The sequence below is a fragment of the Arthrobacter sp. N199823 genome (genome assembly GCF_002929705.1).
Classification (GTDB): domain Bacteria; phylum Actinomycetota; class Actinomycetes; order Actinomycetales; family Micrococcaceae; genus Specibacter.
This window is the reverse complement of the sequence record NZ_PJIN01000045.1, coordinates 1-877: the sequence shown is the minus strand read 5'-3', so window position 1 is coordinate 877 and position 877 is coordinate 1. Positions and strand designations below refer to the sequence as shown.

Genomic DNA, 877 nt, shown 5'->3' with positions numbered 1-877 from the left:
AGGACGCTGGCAAGAGCCGTGGCGAGGACAGTGATGAGGACCAGGATGGCCCGGCCACCGAGGCTGCTGAAGACCTGGCAGTCGGCGGAGCTGGAGACCCGGAGTCCTTGGCTGTGTATGGGGATGCGGCCTACGGGGCCGGGGCGTTCTTGGTGGAGTTGGAAGCCGCCGGGTCGGGCGTGTTTGTGAAAGTGCAACCGCCGGTGGCCCCGGGCGGACGCTACGCGAAAGACCGCTTCATCATTGACATATGTGCCGGCACGGTCAGCTGCCCCGCGGGGATATCCGTGCCGATCCGCCCGGCTAAGGCCGGCGGCGGGACGGCCGCCTTCGGTGCCGCCGGCGCCGGGTGCCCGCTGGCCGCGGACTGCACTCTTTCAAAGTCCGGGCGCACGATCAGCATCAGCCGGTACGAGGCCGAACTTGTCCGCGCCCGGGAAACACAGAAACACCCGGTGTGGCGGGAGGGGTACCGGGGCACGCGCCCGAAAGTCGAACGCAAGATCGGGCACCTGATGCGGCAAAAGCACGGCGGGCGCCGGGCCAGGGTCCGGGGCCGGGCCAAGGTCAAAGCGGACTTCTCCCTGCTGGCCGCGGCCGTGAACATCGCCCGGCTTGGCATGCTCAAAATCAGCAAGATCGCCACCTCCCGGCCAGCCCACACGGCGTTGGTCCTGGCATGAGAGGCAGGGGAACGGCCAGCCTGTCCGTTACGGCCCCAGGTACTGCCCTGCCGCCCCCAAAGGTGCCCGCCGTGGACCGCGAAAATGCCTGCCGACATGAAAATCATGCAAACACCAACAGCCTCACACCGGCCTAAAAAAGCCCCTGTTCAGCAACGGCACCGCCAGACAACCCGTTCGACACCAACCACCCT

At 67.3% G+C, this 877-nt stretch carries 1 protein-coding gene; it reads left to right on the top strand.

The window, feature by feature from the left end; all coding sequences use genetic code 11:
- Positions 1-683: transposase (locus CXQ93_RS20145; RefSeq protein WP_181036254.1), on the top strand; the 683-nt coding region annotated here is incomplete at its 5' end.
- Positions 684-877 lie beyond the last annotated feature (194 nt).